The organism is Paenibacillus ferrarius (genome assembly GCF_002027705.1).
GTDB lineage: Bacteria > Bacillota > Bacilli > Paenibacillales > NBRC-103111 > Paenibacillus_E > Paenibacillus_E ferrarius.
In genome coordinates this window covers 217,348-240,986 of the sequence record NZ_MBTG01000045.1, presented here as the reverse complement: position 1 = coordinate 240,986, position 23,639 = coordinate 217,348, and the positions used below count along the sequence as shown (strand labels likewise).

The 23,639-nt window shown below is 48.0% G+C and carries 25 protein-coding genes and 2 riboswitches; of the genes, 17 read left to right on the top strand and 8 right to left on the bottom strand.

Translation table 11 applies throughout. The features are described 5' to 3' along the window. Positions 1–11: 11 nt before the first annotated feature. Both BC351_RS33395 and BC351_RS33390 read right to left on the bottom strand, forming a co-directional pair. Positions 12–197, bottom strand: coding sequence for a hypothetical protein (locus BC351_RS33395; RefSeq protein ID WP_079419190.1), 186 nt, complete (start codon positions 195–197; stop codon positions 12–14). 178 nt (positions 198–375) lie between these two features. Continuing rightward, the gene (locus BC351_RS33390; protein WP_028556998.1) at positions 376–597 is read right to left on the bottom strand and encodes a helix-turn-helix domain-containing protein; all 222 of its coding nucleotides are present in this window, start codon (positions 595–597) and stop codon (positions 376–378) included. 195 nt (positions 598–792) lie between these two features. Here BC351_RS33390 and BC351_RS33385 point away from each other — a divergent pair, with 195 nt between their 5' ends. Genes BC351_RS33385 through BC351_RS33375 form a run of 3 tightly spaced genes read left to right on the top strand, consistent with a single transcriptional unit; the run spans position 793 to position 3,236 of the window. Beyond that, entirely contained in the window at positions 793–1,488 is a 696-nt protein-coding gene (locus tag BC351_RS33385) for a DUF6483 family protein (protein WP_079419188.1), read from the top strand. 28 nt (positions 1,489–1,516) lie between these two features. Next, positions 1,517–2,248 (top strand): class I SAM-dependent methyltransferase, encoded by a 732-nt coding sequence (locus tag BC351_RS33380; RefSeq protein WP_079419186.1) that lies wholly within the window; start codon positions 1,517–1,519, stop codon positions 2,246–2,248. Between the two features lie 10 nt (positions 2,249–2,258). Then, the gene (locus BC351_RS33375; RefSeq protein ID WP_079419184.1) at positions 2,259–3,236 is read left to right on the top strand and encodes an MBL fold metallo-hydrolase; all 978 of its coding nucleotides are present in this window, start codon (positions 2,259–2,261) and stop codon (positions 3,234–3,236) included. Positions 3,237–3,500: 264 nt separating this feature from the next. Here the strand turns inward: BC351_RS33375 and BC351_RS33370 are convergent, their stop codons facing one another. Next, positions 3,501–4,463, bottom strand: coding sequence for a phosphatidylglycerophosphatase A family protein (locus BC351_RS33370; protein ID WP_158082315.1), 963 nt, complete (start codon positions 4,461–4,463; stop codon positions 3,501–3,503). A gap of 266 nt (positions 4,464–4,729) precedes the next feature. On the opposite strand from BC351_RS33370, the gene BC351_RS33365 reads away from it, so the two are divergent. From BC351_RS33365 to BC351_RS33355, 3 genes are all read left to right on the top strand, one after another. Beyond that, positions 4,730–5,779, top strand: a complete 1,050-nt coding sequence (locus tag BC351_RS33365) for a GerMN domain-containing protein (protein ID WP_079419180.1) — start codon at positions 4,730–4,732, stop codon at positions 5,777–5,779. A gap of 195 nt (positions 5,780–5,974) precedes the next feature. Continuing rightward, positions 5,975–6,733 carry a ribonuclease PH gene (gene rph / locus BC351_RS33360; RefSeq protein WP_079419178.1) on the top strand — a complete coding sequence of 253 codons (759 nt, stop codon included), beginning with the start codon at positions 5,975–5,977 and terminating at the stop codon, positions 6,731–6,733. Beyond that, the gene (locus tag BC351_RS33355) at positions 6,717–7,370 is read left to right on the top strand and encodes an XTP/dITP diphosphatase (protein ID WP_079419176.1); all 654 of its coding nucleotides are present in this window, start codon (positions 6,717–6,719) and stop codon (positions 7,368–7,370) included. The genes rph and BC351_RS33355 overlap by 17 nt, the downstream gene beginning before the upstream one ends. Positions 7,371–7,422: 52 nt before the next feature. Here the strand turns inward: BC351_RS33355 and asnB are convergent, their stop codons facing one another. Further along, positions 7,423–9,267, bottom strand: a complete 1,845-nt coding sequence (asnB, locus tag BC351_RS33350; protein ID WP_079419174.1) for an asparagine synthase (glutamine-hydrolyzing) — start codon at positions 9,265–9,267, stop codon at positions 7,423–7,425. Positions 9,268–9,445: 178 nt separating this feature from the next. Here asnB and BC351_RS33345 point away from each other — a divergent pair, with 178 nt between their 5' ends. From BC351_RS33345 to BC351_RS33305, 10 genes are all read left to right on the top strand, one after another. Further along, entirely contained in the window at positions 9,446–9,802 is a 357-nt protein-coding gene (locus BC351_RS33345; protein WP_079419172.1) for a hypothetical protein, read from the top strand. 46 nt (positions 9,803–9,848) lie between these two features. Continuing rightward, on the top strand, positions 9,849–9,962 hold the full coding sequence (locus BC351_RS33340) for a DUF4023 family protein (protein WP_079419170.1): 114 nt from the start codon (positions 9,849–9,851) through the stop codon (positions 9,960–9,962). A 155-nt stretch (positions 9,963–10,117) separates the two neighbouring features. Next, positions 10,118–10,591 (top strand): MarR family transcriptional regulator, encoded by a 474-nt coding sequence (locus tag BC351_RS33335; protein ID WP_079419168.1) that lies wholly within the window; start codon positions 10,118–10,120, stop codon positions 10,589–10,591. 156 nt (positions 10,592–10,747) lie between these two features. Further along, complete coding sequence (locus tag BC351_RS33330) at positions 10,748–11,992, top strand: MFS transporter (RefSeq protein WP_425270956.1); 1,245 nt, start codon at positions 10,748–10,750, stop codon at positions 11,990–11,992. 138 nt (positions 11,993–12,130) lie between these two features. Then, positions 12,131–12,262: a hypothetical protein gene (locus BC351_RS44020; RefSeq protein WP_279628385.1), complete on the top strand. Its 132-nt coding sequence runs from the start codon at positions 12,131–12,133 to the stop codon at positions 12,260–12,262. A 120-nt stretch (positions 12,263–12,382) separates the two neighbouring features. Next, positions 12,383–12,589, top strand: a riboswitch (cobalamin riboswitch). A gap of 192 nt (positions 12,590–12,781) precedes the next feature. After that, a complete protein-coding gene (locus BC351_RS33325; RefSeq protein WP_079419166.1) occupies positions 12,782–14,368 on the top strand; it encodes an ABC transporter substrate-binding protein in 1,587 nt (528 codons plus the stop codon). Then, positions 14,365–15,333, top strand: a complete 969-nt coding sequence (nikB, locus tag BC351_RS33320; RefSeq protein ID WP_079419164.1) for a nickel ABC transporter permease — start codon at positions 14,365–14,367, stop codon at positions 15,331–15,333. The genes BC351_RS33325 and nikB overlap by 4 nt, the downstream gene beginning before the upstream one ends. Further along, a complete protein-coding gene (locus BC351_RS33315) occupies positions 15,326–17,116 on the top strand; it encodes a dipeptide/oligopeptide/nickel ABC transporter permease/ATP-binding protein (protein WP_079419162.1) in 1,791 nt (596 codons plus the stop codon). Before nikB ends, BC351_RS33315 begins: the two co-directional genes overlap by 8 nt. Then, positions 17,103–17,861: an ABC transporter ATP-binding protein gene (locus BC351_RS33310; protein ID WP_158082314.1), complete on the top strand. Its 759-nt coding sequence runs from the start codon at positions 17,103–17,105 to the stop codon at positions 17,859–17,861. The genes BC351_RS33315 and BC351_RS33310 overlap by 14 nt, the downstream gene beginning before the upstream one ends. Positions 17,862–17,873: 12 nt before the next feature. Then, positions 17,874–18,239, top strand: a complete 366-nt coding sequence (locus BC351_RS33305; RefSeq protein ID WP_079419158.1) for a (2Fe-2S) ferredoxin domain-containing protein — start codon at positions 17,874–17,876, stop codon at positions 18,237–18,239. Positions 18,240–18,994: 755 nt separating this feature from the next. Here the strand turns inward: BC351_RS33305 and BC351_RS33295 are convergent. The 4 genes from BC351_RS33295 to BC351_RS33280 are packed head-to-tail and all read right to left on the bottom strand — an operon-like array spanning position 18,995 to position 21,682. After that, positions 18,995–19,831 (bottom strand): energy-coupling factor ABC transporter ATP-binding protein, encoded by an 837-nt coding sequence (locus BC351_RS33295; protein WP_079419154.1) that lies wholly within the window; start codon positions 19,829–19,831, stop codon positions 18,995–18,997. Further along, positions 19,828–20,631, bottom strand: coding sequence for a cobalt ECF transporter T component CbiQ (gene cbiQ, locus BC351_RS33290; RefSeq protein WP_079419152.1), 804 nt, complete (start codon positions 20,629–20,631; stop codon positions 19,828–19,830). The genes BC351_RS33295 and cbiQ overlap by 4 nt, the downstream gene beginning before the upstream one ends. Further along, positions 20,628–20,912 carry an energy-coupling factor ABC transporter substrate-binding protein gene (locus BC351_RS33285; RefSeq protein WP_079419150.1) on the bottom strand — a complete coding sequence of 95 codons (285 nt, stop codon included), beginning with the start codon at positions 20,910–20,912 and terminating at the stop codon, positions 20,628–20,630. The genes cbiQ and BC351_RS33285 overlap by 4 nt, the downstream gene beginning before the upstream one ends. Beyond that, positions 20,909–21,682 (bottom strand): energy-coupling factor ABC transporter permease, encoded by a 774-nt coding sequence (locus BC351_RS33280; protein WP_079419148.1) that lies wholly within the window; start codon positions 21,680–21,682, stop codon positions 20,909–20,911. Before BC351_RS33280 ends, BC351_RS33285 begins: the two co-directional genes overlap by 4 nt. Positions 21,683–21,828: 146 nt before the next feature. Continuing rightward, positions 21,829–22,019: riboswitch (cobalamin riboswitch) on the bottom strand. Between the two features lie 156 nt (positions 22,020–22,175). On the opposite strand from BC351_RS33280, the gene BC351_RS33275 reads away from it, so the two are divergent. Then, on the top strand, positions 22,176–23,603 hold the full coding sequence (locus BC351_RS33275; RefSeq protein ID WP_144028601.1) for a methyl-accepting chemotaxis protein: 1,428 nt from the start codon (positions 22,176–22,178) through the stop codon (positions 23,601–23,603). The last annotated feature ends 36 nt before the right edge of the window (positions 23,604–23,639 follow it).

The following is a 23,639-nucleotide window of genomic DNA, read 5'->3' as shown; positions in this document are numbered from 1 at the left end:
CAAAAAGCCCATCAGTAATGGGCGAGGATAACGGCGATATCTCGATCTGTAAATTGCAGGGAGCCTTCCTCCGATTTATGAAAGAAGTAACCTCTCGATTCAATATAACGGCATAGTCTAAGCAGCATATTGGGTTCTATATTTAGGAGTGTAGAAAGTGAAAAAATAGTTTTATGCTCCGTGACGAACTCACTCATATCACAAATAGCCTCCTCCAATTAGGGTATATATATAGCATATCTGTATCATAGTACATGCTTGACGTCATTTGTTGTCGAATCATCGGGTTAACAAAACGTTCACTTCCAACATAAAAGCCCTCGACTCCTTCCTAAGAAGGCTCGAGAGCTTGCATGGATCCCTTTGCTGACGGAATCAGATCTTCAATTCCCCAAGCTTAATCAGTTCTACAACCGCTTGTGAACGACCCTTGACATTTAACTTTTGCATGACATTGGAAATGTGATTCCGTACAGTCTTTTCACTAATGAAAAGCTGCTGCGCGATATCTTTCGTTGTTTTGTCCTGCACCAAAAGCTCGAATACTTCGCGTTCGCGGTTAGTAAGTAGAAATTTGTTTTTGTGGTCGCTGCCCATGGATGTGTGTCACCCCTCCTTGCTCGGGTATTGGGAAATACAAGGTTAAGGGATACAGTCAAAATTAGTTTATGAAGGGCTGCTGTCAATGGTGCGGTATATGCATAAAAATAGGCGGGATGGATTTTTGAGTTTCCTGCCGATGCATGGTAAGCTAAAATGAAGCATTTCTTTTGAGCTTAGGAGGCGATTCCCGTGTTCAAACGTGATTATTTTATGCGGCAAATTGAACAAATGACCGTGATGCTGCATCGCATTCTTTTTAACAAAGAGCACATCCCTCTGGAAGATGCCCAGAAGCTGCTGGATGAAGCAAGCCGCCACTTGCTTGGGCTGAATATTCGTTCGTTGCAAGCGTTGTCGAGTAAGGATATTCTGGAATTGCTTTCTTACCACGGCAATCTGGATACGGCCAAAGCGATGGTGATTTGTGACATGTTCGTTGCTCAAGGAGATATGCTTCAGCGGCATGAACAGATGGATGAGGCTTATCATGCTTATTTGAAATCGCTGGATCTTTTGCTTCATTTGTCGCTTTCTTCTGAGGTTGACCCCAAGGATGAGGTGAGCGGGGAAATTGGCTCGCGTATCGATCAAAGCTTGGAACGTCTGGATCGCTGGATGATGCCGGAAGATATGAAGCGGCTGCTTTTTGCCCATTATGAGAAGGTGTGCAATTATGCGAAGGTTGAGGATGTGTTGTTTCATTATATGGAAGATCATCCGGATCAAGGCGAATTGTTGGGACAAGGCATTGCTTTTTATGAAAAGCTGCTGGATGCTGAAGATGACGCTCTCCAAGCAGGCAATTTTAGCAAAGATGAAGTGTTGGACGGGTTGCGTATTATGAGAGATAAACAGCGTGCTTTTGAAATTATGAATCCTTTATAGAATATTTAGAAATTGAAGGTGTGAAGAAATGGCTTGGTATCAGGAAAGTTTTGGAAACGATTATTTGATTGTGTATAAACATCGCGATATGCAGGGGGCTTACCACGAGGTCAAGAAAATGATTGATTGGCTGGATTTGCCTCAAGGAGCCCAGGTGCTGGATTTATGCTGCGGCATGGGTCGGCATTCGATGGCTTTAACGGAGTTCGGCTATGAGGTAACCGGGGTTGATTTATCCGAGGTGCTTTTGAATGAGGCGCTCAAGCTGGATGAGATGAAACAAGTCACTTGGCTGCGTGGAGATATGCGAGAGGTCCCGATCGAGCGGCAATTTGATGCTGTTGTCAATTTATTTACTTCATTCGGCTATTTTGATGAGAATGAGCAGAATGAGAAAGTGATTGGTGAAATTCAGCGGCTGCTCAAAAAAGGCGGCCGGTTTATCATTGATTTCCTGAATCCGGTATATATCCAGGCCAATCTGGTTCCTCAATCGGAACGGATGGAAGGCGATCTGTTGATTCGCGAAGCGCGGGCGATTGAAGAGGGCTGTGTGCGGAAGCGCATTGTGATTTCGCAAAAGGATACTGCGGATCGGCACTATTTGGAGCAGATTAAATTGTATGATCGAACGGCCTTTGAGGCGATGCTGGAAAAAGCCGGCTTACATATTGATTCTGTGTACGGCGGTTATGATGGTCAGCCTTATGAGGCTGAGGCATCCAGCCGCATGATTTTTGTGGGGCATAAGGAAGGATGACGACTCGGATATGAACATCGTGACGGAACATACAGAGGAAATTACACAAGTCAAGGTTCCGCTGCCCTTCCCGCTGCGTTGGGTTAATGCGTACCTGATTCGCGGCGACAACGGGTATACGGTGATGGATCCGGGGCTTCATACCCCGGATGCGGAGGCGCTCTGGCTGCAAGTGCTGCAGGAGCGAGGGATTGGCTTCGAGCACGTGGAGCAGATCGTGCTCACCCACCACCATCCTGATCACTACGGGATGGCAGGTTGGTTCCAGGAGCGCACGGGCGCGCCGGTTCTCCTATCGGAGACCGGTTACGCGCAGGTGCAGCTCTTATGGGGAGCGGAGCAGCCGATGTCGGCGCTGCTTCTGAAGCTTTTTGCCCGTCACGGCTTCCCGCAGGACGGGCTGGATGAGATGACGAAGCACATGGTGAGCTTCGTCGAGATGGTCTCCCCGCAGCCGCAGGTCACGCTGCTGCGTGAAGGCCCTGTGCGCCTCGGGAACCGCGTGTACGAAGCCATCGAGACCCCTGGCCATGCCGCGGGTCATCTGGTCTTCTACGACGGCGAGGCGCAGGTGATGTTTTGCGGCGACCACGTCCTGCCGCAAATATCGCCGAACGTGTCCTTCCTCCCGCAGGTGGAGGAGAACCCGCTCGGCGCGTACCTCAGCAGCCTGCAGGAGATCGGCAGGCTGCCTGTGAAGATGGCTTACCCGGGGCACCGGGAGCCGTGGCCTCTGTTCAGCGCACGCGCCGCGGAGCTGGTGCGCCATCATCATGAGCGGCTTGCGCTCATGGAAGATCAGCTAAGCGCTTCGCTTAGCGCTTATGATGTGTGCCGGGCGACTTTCGGCGACCGGCTGAGCATCCACCAGATGAGGTTCGCGCTATCGGAGACGATCGCTCACCTCATCCTGCTCGAAGCGGAGGGACGCATCCGGCAGGACGACCCTACGGCGGAATACATTCGCTATATCACCGTATCGAAATAAACATACAAAAGCCTCCAAACCAATTCGTTGTTGGTTGGAGGCTTTTTTGATTTCTTGAAAAGGAACTGCAATCCCCTATTTAGCAGAATTCAGACGATTTCCTCTCGCAATGGGAACTACAGTCCGCTATTTCGAAGAAAAACGCCACTTTTGCCGGATAGACGACAATTAGCGTATCCTAGTTCCGTTTCAATGCAAAATGGCGGGTTTTCGGCAAAATAAGAGATCATAGTTCCGCTAAGCAAGACAAGCGCTCTTCACATATCACTTCAAAGGCTTGCTGTAAGTAGGAATATTATTATGCGCCAGTCGGCCGCAAGCGGCGGCGACAATGCCGCACACCATATCATCAATAAACGTGTTGCATTTTCCTTCGGAATGATCGCTGTCGAGCTCTTTGATGATTCCGATTTTTTCTTTGTCCAGATAGCCGAAGTTGGTAAGCGCGATGGTGCCGTACATCAGTGGCACGGCTGTCGCGATACTTTCGTCTACGCCGAAAAGTCCCTCGTCCTGTCCGACAATATGATTATATTGCGGATTGAATTCACCGGCTTCGACCGCTGTATCGATTTTGATCGCGAGCTGAAGCGCGTGGAAGGTTTGCTGCTTGCGCAGCACGGCAAGCACATGCTCTTCGCAGAGGCTGCGTTCCATATCGGGATTGTAGGGACGCTGCAGGGTATCGAGTATCTCTACCATATCATCGAGGACGACACCTCTTGCCGCTAACAGGGCGAGATTGCGCGCGGTATAATCCTCTTTTACATTTTCCGAAATGATAACGCTTGCCGTCGAGGCGACGATGGCGCATATCCCTTTGGAAATGAACGATTTTGGACGTTTGGTTGGAAAAAAGAAACGGAATTTACAATCCATAAAGCCGAATAGGGAAATTGCTCCGCTTCCATATAAACCGCAGATCGACATGGCAATCGTGCGATGGACGTTGTAAGCCGGGTCTTTCATGCTGGCCAGCAGCTCGGAATCGTGCTTCACTTTCTTTTGCAATTCCATCAATGTGGACATGACGTTGTAGGTTTCTGTTTTGCTCAAAACGCCAAGCAGTGTTGTTGTAATCGTATCGTAAGGTATTTTCTTGATGCCTTTAATTTCGACGAGCAAGCGAGCCACGGCTTCTTCAATGACAGCTTGAGGATAGTGACTGAAAACTTCATCACGGAATTCGTTGAAAATGAGCGTTTTATCTTTGAGGAAAGTTCTCATCGCTGCGCCTCCAGTTAGGTCCAAACTTTGATACCAGTATAGCATATCAGAATTGAATGGGAAAAATGCGCGTTTATGCAAGGTTTGAATTCGGTCGATCATGGGTGCTTTTTTCAAGATGTGGACAAAAAGTAGTTATAAATCGGACAAAGCCCCGTATACATAATAATACGAAAAAGCAATGTACAGGCCATGCAAAAGGAAAATAAAAGGGCAGATGCTTCCGAAGAAAGCTTCTGCGAAAACTCGAAGGAGGAAATAAGCAAATGAAACATCAACATTGGATTCGTTCAGCCGCCATCGCGGGGGTGGTAGTTTTGCTGACCACAGGATGTTCGGTTCTGGGGACTGGGAAGAAAAGTGACATCGATGCGCCTCCGACCACGGGTGCAGAAGTGGATGCTAAGACGACATCAGCCGCAGTTACGATTGATATGATCGATGAAAACTCCTCGCAGATGACGGTTTATGTCAAGGACGCCAAAGGCTTCGTTGCGCCGCTAAGTCTCGGATTGCCCAAATCAGTGTCTGTCGCCAAGACGACGCTCGAGTACATGGTCGATGGAGGCCCAGTTGCCAGCCTGCTGCCATCCGGTTTCCAAGCGCTGCTGCCTAAAGGAACGAAGATTGTCAGCTTGAATATCACATCCGATAAGCGTGCGATCGTTGATTTCTCTAAGGAGTTCCTGAGTTACGACAAGCAGGATGAAAGAAAGATTTTGGAGGCCATAACTTGGAACCTCACCAATTTCGCAAGCGTGGAGAAGGTTCAACTGCGAGTAGAGGGGAAAGATCTGAAAGAGATGCCGCAAGGAAAAACGCCGCTGGATATGCCGCTCGCCCGTTCAATGGGGATCAACATTGAGAAGGCGGAGGATGCCGAATTCGGACAATCTACGCCGGTAACCCTTTATTTCTTAAATCAAAATGATCAAAATTACAAATATTATGTCCCAGTAACAAGGCTTGTTAAGAGAACGGATGATGTAGCCAAAGCGGTTGTTGATCAATTGATCAAAGGACCGGATCAGAAGAAAGGGTTGGCTGCGGTTCTGAACACGACAACGGAAGTAAAGAGCATTAAACCGACGGCGGATGGCTTGATCACCGTTGATTTCTCCAATAAGCTTCTAGGCACTGATCAGAAGGCATCTGCAGATGCGCTGCAGTCTGTCATCTTATCTTTAACGGAGAACACAGGGTATAAGCAAGTGCAAATTAAAGTGGACGGCGCTGTGAAGATCACATCGACGGACAATCAAAATTACAGCAAACCCGTAGCAAGACCTGCACATATTAATCCAGCGAAGCTGTAAGCAGCCCAGCCTTATGAAGGCCCTATGCCTGCACCCTTGTCATTGACAAGGGCTTGCATAGGGCTTTTTACTTTTTTTAAATAATCTTTGGTTTATCATTGTTCGGTCTGAGGATGCTTTTCCTCGGCTACTTTGTTACAATGGGGCGTAAGGTACAAAGCTTCTGATGGAAGCAACAGGAGGAGAACAACAGTTATGAGAATTGGCGGAAGAACGAATCAAGACCTGCGAACTATGAAAATCACCCCTCATTATATAAAACACGCAGAAGGCTCGGTGCTTATTGAGGTCGGGGATACCAAAGTCATTTGTACAGCAACAGTGGAAGAACGCGTTCCCCCTTTCATGAAAGGGCAAGGCAAAGGTTGGGTAACGGCTGAATATTCGATGCTTCCGCGGGCAACGCAAGTTCGCAACCAACGTGAAGCGGCCAAAGGCAAGCTTGGAGGCCGTACGATGGAGATTCAACGTTTAATAGGGCGCGCCTTGCGTTCCGTTGTGAATCTGGAGGCTCTCGGCGAGAGATCCATTACACTGGATTGTGATGTGATTCAAGCGGACGGCGGTACGCGTACAACGTCGATTACGGGCGCTTTTGTTGCTATGGCTTTTGCTATCAATAAACTAGCTACCGATAAAAATCTGGCGAAGTTTCCTATTAACGATTTCCTCGCATCTGTCAGCGTAGGCGTAATTGGCGAAACACCGCGTCTGGATCTGAATTATGAAGAGGATTCACAAGCGAAGGTAGATATGAATGTCGTGATGACCGGCAATGGTCAATTCGTTGAAATTCAAGGGACAGGCGAGGATGCGCCATTTTCCCGCAAGGAATTGGATGAGCTGCTGGCTTTAGCTGAGACAGGCATTCGCACCATGATTGAAGAGCAAAGCAAGGTACTAGGACCGATCGCTGATCGTATTCGAGGTGTACAACATGCGGCTACAAAGTAACATTGTCGTAATTGCTACGCGCAACGAAGGGAAAGTCAAGGAATTTGCCAAGCTGTTTGGGGCAAAGGGCTATAAGGTTCGCAGCTTAGCGGACTATACGGAGCTTCCTGAAATCGTTGAGAGCGGGAAAACGTTTGCGGAGAATGCACGCATTAAAGCGCAAATTATTTCGGCGCATCTGCATGTGCCCGTTCTGGCGGATGATTCCGGCTTATGCGTCAAGGCGCTGGGCGGGGACCCAGGTGTCTATTCGGCCAGATATGCAGGCGAGGATGCAACGGATGAGGACAATAATGCGAAGCTTCTCCAGGCATTGAGTGAAATTGCGCCATCTGATGAACTGGCTTCCCCATTAGGGGCAGGGCATCCACCACTGCTTAGCGAGGCTTCCTTCGTCTGTGCGCTCGCTTTAATTGACCCCGTGGCCAATGAGATTATCGAAGCGGAAGATGCTTGCCGCGGCTTCATTATCGGGGAAGAACGAGGTGAAAGCGGCTTTGGTTATGACCCGTTATTCTATATTCCGGAGATGGGAAGAACGATGGCGGAACTGACGATGGAAGAGAAAAATGCCATCAGTCATCGGGCTAAAGCACTGCGGCTATTTTTGGATCGGCTGCCTAACCAAACGGACTAAATACAACAAAAGACCTGCATCCATTGAGCAATGGAGCAGGTCTTTATTTCCATTAACGAATGGAAATTTTATAGGTGCGCAGCCAGGTATCTACTTGAGCCAAATAGGCGAATAACTGCGGTCCTGTCATTAACTGTCCAAACCAAGGCAGATCGAAATCATTGTTGTCTGAGCTGGCAAGCGCCCGGATTTTCTTCACATCAATGAACGGCAGCAGAGGGGAGCTGGAGTCGTCAAGAATTTCCAGAACCCACTTCCGCACAGCTGCCAAATAATTCGGATTATGCGTCTTCGGGTAAGGGCTCTTTTTGCGAGTCAGCACGTCATCCGGCAGAACACCTTTGAGTGCCTTGCGGAGGATGCCTTTCTCCCGGTCGCCGGACGTTTTGATTTCCCAAGGGATATTCCACACATATTCAACAAGTCGATGGTCACAGAAGGGAACGCGAACTTCCAAACCAACGGCCATACTCATGCGATCCTTGCGATCCAGAAGGGTTGGCATGAAGCGTGTAATGTTCAGATAGGACATTTCCCTCATCCGGTTTTCCTGCTGGGTTTCCCCGGCTAAGCGAGGCACTTCGCTCAATGCCTGTTGATATCGGTTGCTGACATATTCGACGGGTTTGATCCAATCGACGAGATCCGGGGCCAGCAAGTCTACGCGGTTATTCAGCTTAAGCGACCATGGGAACGTGTTGGCAGACAATGCTTCTTCATTATGAAACCAAGGATATCCTCCGAAAATTTCATCGGCGGCTTCGCCGGAGATGGCTACCGTAGCGTGCTTTTTAATTTCTCGGCAAAACAAATAAAGAGAGCCATCGACGTCAGCCATCCCCGGGGTATCGCGGGCGAAGACGGCTGTTTTCAATGATTCCACAAGTTCCGGCGTGTCGAACTCGATATAGTGGTGCTCAGTGCCAAGGTACTCTGTCATTCTTTTGATCCAAGGCGCATCGGAGTTCGGTTGGAAGATGTTTGCCTTAAAATGTTTGTCGTTATCTTTGTAATCGACAGAAAAGGTATGCAGAGGGCCTTGCCCGCTTTCCTTATAGTGTTCTGCTGCCAGCGAGGTGAGCGCGCTGGAATCGAGTCCGCCCGAAAGCAAGGTACAGATCGGCACATCGGAGGCGAGCTGACGCTGTGACGTATCACTCAGCAACTGCTGTACTTGCGAAGCGGTAGCGGCGATATCATCTGGGTGCGGCTTGCTTTCCAGCTTCCAATAGGTTCGGATTGACAAGCCGTTGCGGTCAAAAACTGCGCATTGGCCAGGCTTGAGCTCTGACATGTTGCGGTAAACACCGTGGCCTGGCGTGCGTGCAGGGCCAACAGCGAAGATTTCCGCCAATCCCTCCGCACCGATCTCCGCTTTGAAATCGGGATGCGCGAGAATAGATTTCGGCTCTGAACCGAATAAAAGTACTCCGTTCTGATGAGAATAAAAGAGCGGTTTTACGCCAAGCCGGTCTCGGACCAAATACAAAGACTGTTCCTGATCATTCCAAGCCGCGAAAGCGAAAATGCCATTCAGACGGTCGACACAAGCTCGCCCCCATTCCATAAAGGCAACCAGCAGCACCTCTGTATCGCAGGTCGTGCGGAATTGATGGCCTCGGAGCTCGAGCTCCTTTTTCAGTTCAGGAGCGTTATAAAGCTCACCATTATATACGATCGTATAGGTGTAGTCTCCTTGTTTCCGAACCATCGGCTGAGCACCGTTTTCCGGATCCATGACGCTCAAACGGCGATGGCCGAGAGCGCAATGCTGTGAGATCCAGGTGCCTGAGGCATCGGGTCCACGCAAATGGAGCGTTTCCGTCATATTTTCTAGAATGGACGGGTACCCGGTCAAGTCTTTCCGCCAATCTATCCAACCCGTTATTCCGCACATAGACGTTCCTTCCTTTCTTTATGAAGAGAGCATGATGATAAAAGGTATGCAAATTAGGGATATATAATGTCTGTCCTGAGGCGGAGGGAAGGCTGCTGCAGTTTGATTTTTGTGTTTTGTTAACAGGACTGTTACAATATAGCCAATTCTTACATTTTAAATGATGAAGGTGATGACGATGAAAAAGAAACATTCCAAAGCACAAATCGACTACTTGGCGTCCAGAGAACATTTTCTGCAAATTAGCAATCAAGCAGATAAACGAATTACAGAGTTGAGAGAAGCCGGTAAAGAAGTAGGGCAAGAAGAGATGGAAGAGATCGTTGAGCGTGTTGGCTTGCATCGCGCTTACAATGAGCTTACGCAAGCTGAGAACGTTTTGATTAATTGGACGCAAACAGCGATCAGAACCGAACCTGAGTTTATGCAGAACCGCATCAATTTCGAGGAATTGTACGAACGAGTGAAAACGGATGCGGAAGCAAGAGGCGCAATTCTTAATTTGGCTATGCGTTTAAATTTAGAGCTTGTGTGACATTCTATAAAGGTAGTGCCATTCTTTCTTCAGGAGGCGAGTGCTCATGGATAGCCATTTCATTAGCAAGCTGCATGACAAGCAGAGGAAAGCCGAGAAGAACTTCAGGACACAAGGTGATAATCAGCCCGGTAGTAATTTGCCGCACAAGAAACACTAAGGTCGAGTGGCACCAAACAAGAGCCTGTAGGGAAATTGCCTACAGGTTTTTGCTTGCCTTTATATAATTTATAAATTTCCGGGCTGGGAGCGGGACTACCACTCTGTTTTGGTTTTTGGTAAGGTAGAGGTAGGTCAACGGGTGGGAGGACAGCCATGAACAAAGAAGATCAGGTCATGATAGGGTTCAGGGAATTGTATAATAAGCTGGTTTGGCTTAATAAGGATAAGATGGAAGACAGTCTTAAGGGGTATAAGCCTTCTGAAGTGCATTGCATCGAATACATTGAAAAAAATGTAGATTCCAACGTGACAAAACTTGCGGAGTCCTTTTATATGACTCGCGGTGCCATAAGTAAATTAACGAAGAAGCTCATAAAAAAAGGTCTTATCGAAAACTACCAGAAATCGGATAACAAGAAGGAAATCTATTTTAGGCTTACGGAACAAGGGAAAGTCATTTATAAAATCCACGAGGACCTGCACAAAGAGTTTCAAGAGCGGGATAAAGCCGTATTTGAGCAAGTAACCGAGGGGCAATTTGACAGTATGCTTAGCTTCGTGGATCAGTATAATAGGCATTTGGATGCAGAAATAAAGAAACAGGGTATACATATGAAGTCGGAATAAATTTGAATAGTGAAGATGAAACCACAAGCAGCCGGGCTCTATTGAGAACAGGCTGCATTTTTATTGTTGTTATTTTGTTGACAAGGAAACAAAGTTGCGATACGATAAATTTGTTTCCATGGAATCGAAATCACAACTTTTGAGGAGAGAATTTCAATGTCCATATTTAAATCTAGATCACATAATGAACAGGACACAGAACAAACCGTAAATAAACACGCTTTGCTATTCGGTCTTATCTCTGTGTTTCTTTGCGGAATAGGCTTCAGTATCATAACCCCTGTCGTCCCATACTTAGTGCAGCCTTATACAAGCAGTCCTGGAGAACAAGCTATAGTTGTTACGCTGCTGACCTCTGTTTATGCATTCTGCGTGTTTTTTGCGGCTCCGGTACTTGGAGCTTTGAGCGACAAATATGGCCGTCGTCCACTGCTTTTAGTATGTCTTTTGGGTTCGGCCATCGGATACTTTGTTTTTGGCATAGGAGGAGCTCTATGGGTACTATTCGCGGGGCGCATAATAGAGGGGATAACCGGCGGGAGCATAGGCACTATTTTCGCCTATTTTGCAGACATCATTCCTCCGCAGCAGAGAACCAAATACTTTGGATGGGTGAGCGCGGTTGTAGGTGTAGGCACCGTCATTGGCCCAACGCTAGGCGGATTACTTGCTAAGTTTGGCTATTCTGTACCTATGTATTTCGGAGCAGTGATCACTTTATTGAATGTTGTTTATGGATACTTTTTTATGCCTGAGAGCCTTGCCAAGAGTAATAGGCTGAAAGATATTACCTTTGTAAGACTGAATCCATTTACACAGCTTGCAAACCTGCTTTCCATGAAAAACTTAAATAGGCTGCTTGTCTCAGCGTTTTTGCTTTGGATACCCAATGGATCTTTACAGGCCGTTTTTTCACAATTTACAATGGATACTTTCAGTTGGAAGCCTGCACTAATCGGACTTATGTTTTCAATAATGGGCGTCCAAGACATCCTTTCACAAGGTTTCATCATGCCAAAGCTTTTGAAAAAACGAAGTGATAAACAGATAGCCATACTTGGAATGGTTTCGGAGATTATAGGCTACAGTCTTATTGCGTTATCTTCATTGTTCTCCTTCTATCCACTTTTAATAGCTGGAATGTTTATATTTGGTTTTGGTGATTCGATCTTTGGGCCTTCATTCAATGGCATGCTCTCCAAGTCAGTAGATTCCAGTGAACAAGGAAGGATTCAAGGAGGAAGCCAATCGATTCAGGCTTTAGCAAGAATGATCGGGCCTATTATTGGAGGTCAAATCTATGTATCACTTGGTCATGCCGCACCTGCTTTTCTGGGTATGATCCTTATAGCAGCGGCAATACCAGTTCTATATAAGAGAACGCAGGTAGTAAATATGTAGATCCTGACTGTACATTGAATGACAATGCCAGGCTTGTTTGTCCGCTGATCGCGGGATTTCTTTCGTGCCGCATATTTAGGCAAGCCATTCCTCATACTAGTAGGGTAATCATTTCACTTACAGGAGGATTCAGCAGCCATGAGCAAGAAAAAAAATATGACAGAGAAAAATCAAAGTGCGATCGACAACTCCAAGCAAGCTGCTCAAGTTCAGTCCAATTTAACCTCAACCGAACCTGGGAATCATCAACCCAATCGGCCTTCCGTTTAAGGCATACGCTTGCACAATTAAATACATGAAGCTCGCCTCAGCCTCCTGGTTGGGGCTTTTTTCCTTGTATGAATGTGGACATTGGGTTAAGATGGTTGTTGAGCTCGGACGAGCTCCGACAAATTCATAACGGGAATAGGTGCTTACTTCTTGCATGTGCAAGTGCAGGGATAAGCTTAAAAGGGAAGATCGGTTCAAAGCCGACGCGGTCCCGCCACTGTAACAGAGGAGTCAATGTCTGAATGCCACTGATCGAATTCGATTGGGAAGGTTGACGTTTGATGAGGATACTGAAGCCAGGAGACCTGCCTATTTCTACAGCACAGTTAGGTACCTACGGGAGATAGGGAGGTGTTAGATGAGCTATTCGCATACCATCGATAGGCGTCTTTCCCTTTTTTTACAAAGAGGGGAGGCGCCTTTTTTAATTGACAAAAGCAGCAAAGTTAGGAATAATGTTTAATTGTAATAATTACGATTAAAACAAAACTAGATAATTCTCGGGAGGTTCATTTGGCTATGCTTAAAAGTAATAAACGTAAATATCGGAAGATTGCCTCATTCCTTATATTAATTGTGATTTTCGTTCTATCTGCCTGTTCCAAACCAACTGGAACGTCGAATGTATCGACAAATCCACCAACCTCATCGACGGCTGCAGTGCCTGCCAAAGAGCAAGTGCTCAAATATGTAACGCTCAATATGCCGCGATCCCTTGATCCTGTACATATTGATGCTCAGCGGATTACGTCGGATGGAATTGCCGAACCGCTTGTCTATCAGAATGATGACGGCTCTATTCGTCCTTGGTTAGCCAAATCATGGAAAAACATAGAACCAACATTGTGGGAAGTAGAACTGCAGCCGAACGTTAAATTCTGGAGCGGGGCGGTGATGGATGCGGCCGCTGTGAAAGCTGCTCTGGAACGTCATCAGAAGCTGAACAAGCGTGGTCCTTCCCAACTCGGCGGCGTGCAGTTCCTTGTGAAGGATGCCACACATTTGCAGATCCAAACGCCAAAGCCAGATCCTTCCTTCATTTTTAAATTAGCGGCTTTTGCTATTCATAACGCGGCTCAAGCGGATTTAATCGGTGATAAATTCAATAAAGAGCCTGATTTAACCGGATTTATGAAGCCTATTCAGTTCACGCCAGGTGAATTGCTGATTGCAGAAGCTTTCCCGGGGTACTGGGGCGATAAGCCAAAGCTTCAGCGTTTGGAGTCCAGATTAGGTACAGATGGTCAAGCCCGCTTGCTTGCGCTTAAGAATGGCGATGCGGACGGCGATATGAATGTGGAAGTAGATCAACGGGTTTCCTATGAGAAGGACAGCAAGTTCCAAACGTACTTCCCTGTCGGCAGCACCTCAAATCTATGGTTGAATATTAAAAAAGTACCTTCCCTGCAAGATCCAAAGGTGCGTCAAGCGATCAATCTGGCTGTGAATCGCAAGGAGCTTATTGACGGTGTGAACCGCGGGTTCGCATCCAAAGCGACCGGGCACTTCCCGGCGGGTCTTCCTTATGCCATTGAAACAAGTTCAGATATGGATAAAGCCAAATCCGTCCAATTGCTGGATGAAGCAGGCTGGAAAGCCGGTTCTGACGGTATTCGGGCAAAAGAGGGCCAAAAGCTGCAATACAAGCTTCTGACGTACTCCGTCTTCCAGCCTTTAGCCGTAGCTCTGCAATCGCAGCTCAAAGAAGTGGGGATTTCCATTGAACTAAATGTTGTAGAAACGACAGCTTCTAATCAAATGATGCTGGACGGCAATTTTGAGCTTGCCACCTATTGTTCCTGCGGCAGTGCGACAGGTGATATCGGAGGGCAGCTCAACTCCTATTACCATACGGGAATTGCGTCCAACTACGGCGGTTACACAAACCCTGAGGTTGATAAACTGCTGGATGTATTAGTTTCCGAGTTTGATGGCAAGAAACAAGCGGAGCTGGCCAAACAAATTCAAACCAAAGTGCAGCAGGACGTTCCGATTGTCTATTTGTACAATAGTACGCGTTGGGGCGCTGCCTACAACAAAAAGGTGCAGGGCGTAGATGACAACCTCAAGACAAGAATTACACCGGCCATGTATATCGCTCAATGAAATTAGCTCGTTATCTTTGTATCCGATTGGCGTTGACGGTTCCGGTACTTCTTGGCGTAACCCTGCTAGTATTTGCGCTTGTGCGATTTATTCCCGGGGACCCAGCCCGGACAATGCTGCTCAGCATGTTTGATCCAGGTGCGAATCTTTCTGATTTAGAAAAAGATGCGAGTGTACTGAACAAAAGCCTAGGGCTGGATCAGCCCTTCTGGATTCAGTACGGACATTGGCTGGTACAGATTGCTGGAGGCAATCTGGGTGTCTCCTTTCGAAGCAAAACGCCAATTTGGGATGAGTTCATGAACCGGTTTCCGGCAACGCTCGAACTATCCGTGGCTGCGCTTGTGGTTATGGTCCTAATTTCAGTGCCCTCCGGCATGGCAGGAGCCGTGTTTCACCGCAAGGGACTGGATCATCTAAGCCGTTTTATTGCTTTGATCGGTATTTCTGTGCCGTCCTTCTTCTTGGGTCTTGTCTTTATGTATACCTTCTCCGTGAAATTCGGCTGGCTGCCGACAATGGGGCGAGGGGACTTCAAGCATCTCATTCTTCCGGCGTTGACACTGGGTATTGGACTTTCGTCCATTACGGCTCGCTTATTGCGAACTAGCATGCTGCAAGCTTTCTCTCAGCGCTATATGCTGCTGGCTGAAGCCAAAGGTCTTTCGCGATTCCAAATGATAGGCAAGCATGCGCTTCCGAATGCGCTTTTGCCTGTTTTGACTTCATTTGGCGTCGTACTTGGAGGATTAATTGGCGGTTCTGTCATCGTCGAAACGATTTATGCTTGGCCTGGGATAGGCCGATATGCCGTTGATGCGATAACTGGCCGCGATTATCCGGTTATTCAAGCTTTCGTGCTCTTCATGGCAGTTGTATATATTTCATTAAATCTACTTGTCGATTTGGCTTATCGTTGGTTGGATCCCCGGGTCAGAGTCGAGCAGGAGGGACAGCGTGGATAATCGTTTTCGCCAAAGATTAGTGGCTGCGCTGAGAAAAGACCCGCTAGCGCTCGCACTGCTTGCGCTCCTTGCGGGGATCGTGGTCTTCTCTCTGGGCGCTCCTTGGTTTGCTGTCCATGATCCACTCAAAGTGAATTATGCGACATCGCTCCTCCCTCCATCCGGTGAACACTGGCTTGGAACAGACAATTATGGGAGAGATGTATGGACAAGATTGATGTACGGAGGGCTGCATTCTATTGGTGCCTCTGTTCTCGCGGTAGGTATCGTCATATCCTTGAGCCTGTTGATTGGACTTGCTGCCGGGTATTTCGGCGGGTGGGTGGACACTGTCATGACCCGTATCATGGATGTGCTTTTTTCCTTTCCGCAAATGGTGCTGGCCATAACGCTTGCTACTTTGCTTGGAGCAGGGTTGCCAAGCCTGCTTATTGCTGTGGCTGCTGTATCTTGGCCTTCTTATGCTCGTATGATTCGCAGCTACGTGCTAGCGATAAGGGGCGATGGTTATGTCCTGGCAGCAAGAGCTATGGGGATTCCAGCGTGGAAAATTATCGGGACACACATTCTCGGAGCCTTGGCAGGTCCTATACTTGTCCTCGTGACGCTGGATATGGGCAGCATCATGCTCAGTATTGCTTCTATGTCGTTCTTAGGCTTAGGTATCAGGCCACCGCAGCCTGAATGGGGGGCAATGCTGAATGAAGGCAGAGCCTATTTGGAAGAAGCGCCTTGGTTGTTCCTTGCGCCAGGGATGGCGATCCTTCTTACCGTTCTGGCAGCTAACTATTTGGGAGATACGCTGAAGGATGCGCTTGAACCTCGAAAACCAAGCGTTCCGCTGCTGTTTGGTCGATCACGGCTTCCGAAGACATTCGCTCATGAGCAGAAGTCCGCTGTCCCGGAAGTCGGGGAGTCTGATGGAGCTATCCTTGAAGTGCGAGAGCTTAGCATTTCGGTTCGAGAGAAGGGAGATCGTTCCAGTAGACCTATTCTCCAAAATGTGAACCTCCGTCTTTACCCAGGCGAATGTCTGGGACTTGTTGGAGAGAGCGGGTCGGGGAAAAGTACGCTGGCTCTTGCCGCGCTTGGCCTGCTGCGACATCCGTTTCATCAGCAAGACGGGGCCCTTCATCTGTTTGGCGAAGATACGACCGCTTATGCATGGAAAGATTGGCGCCGCGTACGCGGTCGACGAATCGCTTATATTACACAGGATCCGATGGATTCTTTGAATCCTGTCTTGCGCATCGGGGAGCAGCTGCGCGAATGTTTGCTTACAAGCGGAAGCCCATGGACGAGGGCGGCAGCCAAAGAGCGAGCCTTGCAGCTTCTGGAGCAAATGGGCTTATCCGCTGAAACATATGCCTGCTACCCGCACGAGTTAAGTGGAGGGATGCGTCAGCGTGTAGTCATTGCCATGGCCATGATGCATCAGCCGGATATCATCGTGGCTGATGAGCCCACAACCGCGCTTGATGTGAGTACACAAGCGAGAATCATGGAGCTGCTTCAGGAGCAGCGAAAGAAGCATAAGGCTGCACTGATCTTTATTTCTCATGACTTGCGCCTTGTAGCTCAAGTAGCAGACCGGCTATGTGTCATGCGCGGCGGCCAAGTTGTGGAGAGCGGGGGCGTTCAGCAGATTTTCACGAACCCTGCCCATGCGTATACCCAGCAATTGCTGGCTGCTATTCCGAAGCTGCCGTCCTCCTCTGCTTGGTCTGAGGAGACGGACAAACGCATCGCAGAAAGCCGAGGTGCTGTTCATGCTGGTCATTGATCGCATCTCAAAAACGTATGCGAAGAAAAAAGTGCTGCAGCAGATTTCTTTTACCATTTTACCTGGTGAAAGTGTTGGTTTAATCGGGATGTCAGGATCGGGGAAAAGCACATTAGCTCGATGTGTGATGGATTTAGAACGGCCGGATGCGGGGGAAATGCTGTGGCAAGGCGCTTCTCTAGCGAATAAGAACGTTCGGCGAGCTTCCAGAAAATCGATTCAAATCGTATTTCAAGATCCGCGGAACAGTTTGAATCCCGCTTGGACGATGAAGAAGAGCCTAAAGGAAGCCTACTTGCAGTTTCATAGGCTGCCTATCCAGCAAGAGGACGTGGATCGGCAGCTTGGAGAGCTGCTTCAGGCCGTTGGGTTAAGTGGAGAGTATCTTAGCCGTTATCCGCATGAACTCAGCACTGGACAATGTCAGCGGGTTTGCATAGCTAGAGCGCTTGTCGCAAGCCCCGAGCTTATCATTCTGGATGAATGCCTATCTGCGCTTGATGTCTCGGTTCAAGCTCAAGTGATCGAGCTGCTCCGAGATTTGCGCAAGCAGCGTCAAGTTGGCTATTTATTTATATCTCATGATATTGCTGTTGTGACTGCACTGTGCGATCGTCTGCTTGTGCTGCATGAAGGCATTGTGGTGGAACAAGGCAGAACGGAAGATGTTATTGCCAATCCACAGCACGCCTATACCCGATCACTGTTGGCTGATGTGCCCCAATATCCGTATTTTACTGAATGAAAGGAGATTGTTATGAGTACTTGGGATTTATCTACCGTGAGACATCACGTTTTAATTTGTAATGGCGGTTCCTGCATGAAGAAATTAGGCGATGAGACGACTTTGGCTATCCGTGATGAAATTGCCCAGCACAAAGCGGAGGGTCTCATTCACACGACACGAACAAGATGCAACGGCCGCTGTGAGGACGCCTGTGTGGTCACCGTGTATCCGCAAGGGATTTGGTACAAAGAGATGACACCGGAGCTGGGAAGAAGACTTGTGCGCGAGCATTTGCTCGAGGGCAAGCCTTTGGAAGATCAGATGATTTACAGCTATGAGACGAGCTTTGTTCCGACTGGAAAAGGCCGCGCAGGCGTAAGTCGGATCAAGCAGTAAGGCGGAGAGAGAGCTGATTTGTTCTGCCCTGCGTCTTTTGGGAGCGTTGGTTTCCACCGGGCGAGGGAAGGGAAGGCGAGACGCGGCAAGGCGAGGCACGGAACGGCACGACAAAGCGAGGCGAGGCAAGACAAGATAAGACAAGACAAGACAAGATAAGACAAGGCAAGGCAAGGCAAGACAAGACAAGACAAGACAAGACAAGACAAGACAAGACAAGATAAGGAAAGGCAAGGCAAGGCAAGGCAAGGCACGGCACGGCACGAGGCGAGGCGATGCAAAGCAAAGGCAAGGCGAGGCGGCGGACGGAGTGGCTCACGGAGTCAAAAACCTGCGAAAATGCAGGCTTTTTCAGCCGAATTGTCCGAAAAAAGGGAATTCCTGCGATTATGCAGGAATTTCCGACTTTTTCATCCAGAAAGCCGAAATAGGCCGCAAAAGCATGTATAATTGCAGGAATTTATCAATTTCCGGCTAAACCAAGCCCCAAAAGATGCATAATTGCAGGTTTATAATACAACAACCGCACCTTCACGGATGTCCGCATCTTTGCCAGCGGTTTAGTGATCCAAGCCTTCTGAAATACAAAGGAGCTTTCCACAAGTTTTTGCTACTTGTAGGAAAGCTCCTTTGCTGCATTCATCCCATTTCAAGGAGTGAATTATTTCCCCTTTGCCCCTTGTTTTCATTTCTGCAATTTGGTTGATCCGGAACTGCTTCGGCTCAAGCACCCTCCGTACGCATTCGAACCATTTTTATGCCAAGCATTCTTGCAACAGAATTTTAAAATCCTCTACATTCCTCGGCGCAGTTCTACCTTGGCGGCTTGTCTCAGGCAAAGCTTCCCACAGATCCAGCAGCATGGGCTTATCCAAGCCAAGAGACTGGATCGCTTGCGTGTTGCTGAAAATCTCGGCAGGCGTACCTGCCATCACACATTGTCCTTGGTCGAGGACAAGAATCCAATCTGCCCAAGCATAGGCCAGATTCATGTCATGCGTTGCCATCACGAGCGTGATCCCTCGGCGATGGATGCGATCAAGCTCTTCGATAAGCTGCTGCTCGGAAATACGATCCAAATAAGCTGTAGGCTCATCCAGGAGCAGAAGCTTAGGCTCAAGTACGAGCACACCTGCCAGAGCGACGCGTTTCTTCTGGCCAAGGCTCAGATGATGAATCGGAGTATGCGCCAAGTGTTCAATCCGCATTGTGCGCAAGATCGCTTCTGCACGGAGCTTGATCTCAGGCTCTGGAATCCCTGCATTCCGCAGCCCATAGGTAACATCTTCATACGGGGTATTTAAGATAAGCTGCTGCTCGGGATCTTGAAAAACAAGTCCAATATCCTGACGCAATTGCTTGAGTTCTTTGCGATTGTACGTCAGCGGCGTGTTGTTCCATAGAACCTGGCCGGAGGCAGGCGAATGAATGCCGATCGCGTGCAGGAATAAAGTTGATTTGCCGGAGCCGTTGTGACCGCATAGGGCCGTTCTTTTTCCTTCCGGGATCGCGAGCTTTAGTTTGTTTAAGGCGTTGGCCTTTGTTCCGGGATAGCTGAAGCTGATATCTAAGGTTTCCAAAATCGAATTCATAGGGCGATCCTCCAATGCAGCCAAATTTCCAAGAGCAGCAGCAGTATGAAGCCTGCGATGCTTTCCGCTTTATACCGAACAGGTACGGGTTTAGCTTGGTAGGGGGCCATGTGAATGTCCTCGGTGAAGCCTCTGGAGACAAGTCCATTGGACATGGATCTATATTGCTGCATCGTTTTGACAAACATTTGAACAATAAGGGTAGCTGTATCCTTTAATCGGTTCTGGAAACCGCTTTGGCCGCCCCTTGCTTGCTGAGCAACATACATATCTTGGGCCGTTTCAAAAAGAATAAATAATATCCGGTACATAATCAGCATAATTTCGAGGACGAGCATCGGGACCCGTATTTTCTTCAAGACTTGAAGCAGTTCCGCAAAAGGGGTGCTGCAAATGATAAAGGCCATACAAGAAAGACAGGCGACAATGCGCACAAAAAGCTTCCCGACGAGCAAGAGACCTGATGAAGTAACGAAAAAATGCCAGTTCATAAAGGTGAAGCCTGCCGCTTCATGAAGTGCGGGAGAGGTTGCTTGCCAAGGGCGAATTTCAACGATTAAGGCAGGTATGCTTCCAATGAAGAACAAGCAAGCGATGGCAATTAGCGATAAGTAGAAGCGAATCGGAATACGCGCATAACCCACAGTCCATATAGTTAACCAAATGGCTAGAAGGAACTGAACGGCTGGGTGAGCGACGTAGGTGAACAACAGCATAATCGTAGCAAATGCACATTTCCACATAGGAGAAAGATCGCGTAAGCCATTGCCGTAAGCAAGTGTATCAATCCGTTTAATCATTGGGATTTGGATTTAGAAGCTTTTCCTTTGAATAGTCCAAAAGCATACCCGATAAAGCCCGCACCAAGTGCCGCTTGGAGGGCAAATAGCATGCTTTCTGTCTCCGCAGGCAGTTCAAAGAAAGAAGAGAACCAAGGTTGATAGGAAGGTTGAATACTTTGAATTAATTTTTCAGCTGCATCATCAGCTCCGCCAAATTCACCTTTGACGAAGATTAAGGGCAATACGGCTAATAAGACGATGGCAACCAGCATGAGAATATTTGTTGTGCGATTTTTCATTGTTCAGATGCTCCTTTCATCTTATGTTGCAGGATTGTCAATTCTTTGGGGCTATAAGCTTGCAGCCAATTCCAAATTAATACGGTTAAAATACCTTCGCTAATCGCGAGCGGGATTTGGGTAATGGCAAAAATGCCTCCAAATTTCAAGAAGGAAGCGATAAACCCGCCTTGTTCAGCCGGGAAGGCAAGCGCTAACTGAATCGAAGTTACGACATAGGTGGATAAGTCGGCCAAAGCGGCAGCTAGGAAGATGGACCATTTCTGTTTTCCGGTCGTTTTCATCATGAACCGATAGATCAAATAGCCGACGACGGGTCCGGATAGCGCCATGGAGAACGCGTTAGCACCGAGCGTCGTAAGTCCGCCATGGGCGAGCAGCACCGCTTGGAACAACAGAACAATAGAGCCAAGGACGCTCATGGGCAGAGGACCGAACATGACAGCTCCGAGGCCTGTGCCAGTTGGATGCGAGCTGCTGCCCGTCACTGATGGAATTTTCAGTGCGGAGAGCACGAAGGTGAACGCTCCGGCAAGTCCGAGCATGATTTTGAGCTCGGGGTTTTCTTTTGTGATTTTAATCAATGAGCGCAGACCAAGGAAGAAGAAGGGCAGAAAAGCAACCCACCAGAAGATAGCCCATCCCACCGGGAGGAATCCCTCCATAATATGCATGGCATGAGCAGACTGGGGTTCATTGATAAATAAATATAAGGCAAACCCCAGCACAAGCAGCAGAAAGCTCGAAAGTTTTTTCTTAATCGTGAACATGTTGGTTGTAAATCTCCTTTACTCTTAAAATGAGGTACAAAAAAAGACCAATCCTCTTGGATCGGTCGTGGGTACGTACGAATAAACGACAATTGAAAGGCATTGTCGAATGACTTGACGTACGCCGCTCCTTTCCGCGAAGGTGTGTGGGTACATAGATGAAGGTAGGTCTCCTGGCTCTCGGATCGTCGTTTTCTTTCGGCCTTCCCTGATGACGTATCAAGTGACATTAATAGAAAGAAACTCCCCGAATACAGTGGCGGGACCGCTCGGGATTTGCACCCGATTCCCTGTTACCCCTTGCTGCATGCAAGGGCACCTCATCTATTCGAATTATGTAATTGAGATGATTATAGCACAAAATGAAAGATTCGTAGCAAGAAAGAGATGGCGGCAGCAGGAGGCTGTAACCAAACGATTGAAGATGCGTATAGTCATTTGAATCGTCCATGTCGAATTTTGCGACAATCGATTTCTTCAAGCCAATGCCAGCTTGACCGAACTCATTAATACGACGGCGATTATGGTGCAGCGCGATATAGACAAAAATGAACTAAAGGCATTGAGCGAAGGCAACAAAAAGTTAAAGCAAGCATCTGAACAAGTGATTGCTCTGACAGGAACGAATGTGACCGCAGCGGTTGGGCTCGCAAATTCGGAGCTGATTCCGGTTGGACGAGAAATGGAAGCCTTGGCGAACAAAATCGCCGAAGGCCAAAAGCAGCTGGTGGATGAAAGCAGCGCCTACAATTCAGAGATGATTGAATCCACCAAGCGAGATGTTTTGCTCATAAGCATCATTGCTTTGGTGTCTGCGATTGTCGTAGGGGTTGTTATTTCCAGGCTGATCTCCAAGCCTATTATTCTTGTTGCAGCAGCAGCCAAACGCGTGGCTTCTGGTGATCTTACCCACAATGACATTAATGTAAGGAACCGGGATGAGGTTGGTGAATTGGCCGATTCTTTTAATCAGATGGTTCATCATCTTCGTGAGTTAATCCTGCAAGTGAAGACGGGCGCTGATCAAGTGACATCCTCCTCCGAAGAATTGACAGCCAGCGCTCAACAGACCAATTGGGCGACGGAACAAATTGCTTTGGCTATCCAGGAAGTAGCGGCAGGAACAGAGAAGCAAGTTGAAATTGTGATGGAGAGTGTGCAGGCGGTCAATGAAATGTCAACGGGGGCCGAGCAAATCGCTGTTAACGCTCAAAGTGTGTCCTCATCCGTTTCCGTTGCTGCTGACAAGTCTTTGGAAGGTAAACATGCGATTCAACAAGTCGTTGCACAAATGAATTCTATACATACAATCATTCAAGATCTGTCCGTTGTCATTCAAGGGCTGCGGAAGCGTTCTACGGATATTGGAGAAATTACAGGCATCATTACCGCGATTGCCTCGCAGACGAATTTGCTCGCTTTGAATGCCTCTATTGAAGCGGCGCGAGCAGGAGAACAGGGGAGGGGCTTTGCGGTGGTTGCAAGCGAAATTCGCAAACTAGCCGAGCAGTCGTCCGAATCCTCTGGGCAAATTATTGATTTGATTTCGACGATTCAACAAGAAACGCATCATGCAGCTCAATGTATGGATTTAGGAATAAAAGAAGTAAATGAAGGCATTCATATCGTCCATATGGCCGGTACATCGTTCCAGCATATTGAACAATCTGTCCTTACTGTAGTATCTCAGATTCAAGAGGTTGCAGCGGCTGCTGAGCAAATGTCTGCCAGCACGGATCAGGTTGGCAGCTCAATGACAACTATTTCGAACATCGTTGAGCAATCCGCATCGAGGGTCCAACTGGTGTCGGCTTCTACCGAAGAACAGCTGGCATCTATGGAGGAAGTGTCCTCATCCGCTTCCGCCTTGTCCAAGTTGGCTGAGGGCTTGCAAGATCAAATGGTTAGATTTAAGTTGTGAGTACTGCAAGATGTGAAGTTTAATCTCTGAAATAGG